A 3,307-nucleotide genomic window follows, 5' to 3' on the forward strand; every position below is an offset into this window, starting at 1 on the left:
GGCGGGCGGCCCCGACCCGGCTTCGGGTTCGCCGCTTCGGGGTGGGGGCGCGCTCGGGTGGTCCACTAGGCGCGGTCGTAGGTGACCAAGGTCCCTGTGGGCGGGATCACATTCGCCCGACGTGCAATCGAGGAAGAAATGCGCTAGAAGCTTCCCTTATCGGACATAAATGGTGATTGTGGAGCCCTTCGGGGTAGAGCCCCCGCTGTGCACGGACTGGTTGAAGACCGTCCCGAAAAAGAAGACCCGCTGGACCTCGACCTCGAACCCGGCCTCCTCCAGCACCCGGATCGCCGCGTCCTCCTCCATGCCGCGCACGTCGGGCACGACGATCATCTCGGGCCCCTTGGAGATCTCCAGGGTGATGGTGTCGCCCTCACCCGCGCTCTCCCCGGTGCCGGGACTCTGCGCCGCGACGGTGCCCGCCTCCTGCTCGGCGTGCACCCGCTCGCCCGCGACCTCCACCTCGAAGCCGATCTCCCGGAGGCGTTGGATGGCGGAGCCCTCGGGGAGCCCGACCACGTCCGGCACGCTCACCTCGCGTCCCCGGCTGACCGTCAGCGCCACCGCCGAGTCCGGACGCCGCTCGACACCCGCCGCCGGCTCCGTCGAGATCACCGATCCGCGGGGGACCGTCGGGTGGAACTCGGCGGTGGCGTCACCCGGGGTCAACCCCGCGTCCCGCAACGCCCGTCGGGCCTCGTCCTCGGGAGTCCCGGACACATCCGGTACCTCGACCACCTCGGGCCCCCGGGACAGGGTCACCGTCACCGTCCCGTTGCGTCGGATCCGCTCCCCCCGTTCGGGCAGCGTGGAGATCACGTGGTCCGCCTCCACCACCGGCGAGAACTCCTCGCGGAACTCCACCCGCAACCCGGCCTCGTCGAGGACCCGCTGCGCCTCGGCGCGCGGCAGGTCGTAGACACCCGGTGTGCGCAGGAACTGGCCGGCGTTGACGTACCAGAAACCGGCCACCAGGCCGAGCACCGCCACCACCACCCCCAGCAGGGCGAGGCGTCCGCGTCGCGGGCGACGCGGCTCGTACCCGGCCGGCCCCTCGGGCTCGCCCGGCTCCCCGGGAAGTGGCGCGTCGCCGGAGCCACCCGGGGGGAACTCGATCACCGCGGTCCGCTCCACCCGGTCCGGCGCCTCCGAGCCCAGCACCGAGCGGACCGGGACCACATCGGTGGGGTCCTCGGACCCCACCGGGGCGCCGACCGGCTCCGCCTCCCGCCGTCCGCCGAGGGGCGAGTCCAACTCCGCGTCGCTCATCCCCGCCCGGATCGACCGCGTCAGCGACAGCAGTACCGCCGCGTCGGCCGGTCGCCGGCTCGGGTTGCGCTCACAGGCCACCGCCACCAGCCTGTCCAGCGCCGGAGGGAGCCCGGGCACCAGCAGCGACGGAGCCGGCACGTCGTGGCGCACGTGGGAGAGGAGTACCTGCGCGGGGGAGTCCCCGGCGTGCGGCTTGGCGCCGGTCAGCATCTCGTACAGCGTGATCCCGCAGGCGTACACGTCACCGCGCGGCTCGACCGTGCCGTGTTCGATCTGCTCGGGCGCCAGGTAGGAGACGGTGCCCAACAGCGACCCGGATCCCCCGGTCCCCCCGGCGCCCGTGGAGGTGCCCGCGTCCACACCGCGCACCAGACCGAAGTCGGCGACCTTCACCCGCCCGTCGTCCCCGATCAGGACGTTCTCCGGCTTCACGTCCCGGTGCACCAGCCCGGCGCGGTGCGCCGCGCCCAGACCGGCCAGCATCGGCTCGAGGATGTCCAGCACGGCCCGGGGGGTCAGCGGACCGCCGTCCCGCAGCACGTCGCGCAGGGTGCATCCGGGCACGTACTCCATGGCGAGATAGACCCAACCCCGGTCCCGCCCCTGGTCGGTGACCCCGACCACGTTGGGGTGATCCAGACGGGCCGCGGCCTTCGCCTCGCGGATGAACCGCTCCACGAATCCGGAGTCCGCGGAGAGGGAGGGGTGCATCACCTTCAGGGCCAGCCGCCGGTCCAGGCGGGTGTCCAGCGCGCGGTAGACCGTGGCCATGCCGCCGACCGCCACCCGTGTCTCCACGTGGTAGCGGTCATCCAGCAGGTGCCCGATCAGCGGGTCCCGAACGGTGGTGTCCACGCCGGGAAGTCTACGAGCCGTGGTGCCGGGGAGGGGCGAGCGCACCGAGCCGGTCCGTGACCGGGGCGAAACGGTGACGTGGCGGAGACATCGCGTCCGGATCCGGCGTCCGGATCCGGCCGGCCGCGTCGATCGGTTCCTCAGCCGAGCACGGTCGGGGCGCCCGTCCCCAGTCCCAGCGCCTCCCGCAACTCGACCTCCTCGGGCCCGACCACCAGGGTCGCCTCCTCGTAGCGCTCCCAGAACAGGTCGGGGTCCTCCGCCCCGGCGGCCGACTCCCACACCCCGGCCTCGGCGGCGTACCGCTCGGCCAGCGCCCCGGCCGCCTCCGCCACATCCGCGTCGCGCCCCCAGTCGGCGGCCCGCAGCTCCTCGGCGGCCCGTCGGGACCCGTCGGCCATCCGCTGTGCCCAGGCCCGCACCGCGGTGATGTCCTCGTCCCCCTCGGTGGCCATCGGCACCCCCCACCACAGGTCGTCATAGGGGCCGACGGCGTCGAGGTAGGCCAACTGCGCGGGGGTGTGGTTCAGGCGGAAGCCGCGCAGGGAACCGGTCGCTCCCCCGCCGGGGGTCGACAGCACACAGGTCACCGTCCGGTCGCCGGCCGCCCAACCCGCCCGGGAGGGGTGGTAGTACTCCAGGGTGGTGCCACCTGTCCACGGGTCGATGGCGTACCGACGGGCTCCCGCGGCGCACCGCTCGTAGGCGGTGGTCTCCCACCACTCGTCGCCCGGGTACCCCTCGACCTCCCGACCCGCGTCCAGCAGCGCCACCACCTCGGCGTAGTGCGGCTCGGCACACGGCACCGTCTCGACCGTGTCCACCTCGCCGTCGGCGGAGATGTCCTCGGGGGAGGGGGACAGGAAGCAGGTGCCGACGGTCAGGTCCGTCAGGTCCGTGCCGGAGGCGTTCCACCCCTCGCCCTCCGGGTCGAGGAGGACGAGGGCCACGGCGATGGCCAGGATGACGAGGGGGAGACAGCCCACCACGATCGCGGCGACCGCCAGGCCACGGCCCGGTGCGGGGGGCTTCCCCCGCCGCAGGCGGGTCAGGGCGATGACGCCCAGGACCAGACCGATCGGCCACAGCAGGATCGCCAGGACGAAGGCCGTGATCGCCAGCCGGTCGGTTCTCGGCGGGGCGGGCGGAACCCACGGTCCGGGCCGGCCCCATGCCC

2 protein-coding genes are annotated in these 3,307 nt (G+C 73.7%); both read right to left on the reverse strand.

What is annotated here, in order from left to right:
• Nucleotides 1-156 precede the first annotated feature (156 nt).
• Nucleotides 157-2,130 (reverse strand): Stk1 family PASTA domain-containing Ser/Thr kinase, encoded by a 1,974-nt coding sequence (pknB, locus tag FNQ90_RS17110; RefSeq protein WP_182607183.1) that lies wholly within the window; start codon nt 2,128-2,130, stop codon nt 157-159.
• A gap of 140 nt (nt 2,131-2,270) precedes the next feature.
• Nucleotides 2,271-3,307: DUF4190 domain-containing protein (locus tag FNQ90_RS17115; protein WP_182607184.1), on the reverse strand; the 1,037-nt coding region annotated here is incomplete at its 5' end.

Source organism: Streptomyces alkaliphilus (assembly GCF_014141535.1).
In the GTDB taxonomy this organism is placed as follows: Bacteria; Actinomycetota; Actinomycetes; order Streptomycetales; family Streptomycetaceae; genus Streptomyces; species Streptomyces alkaliphilus.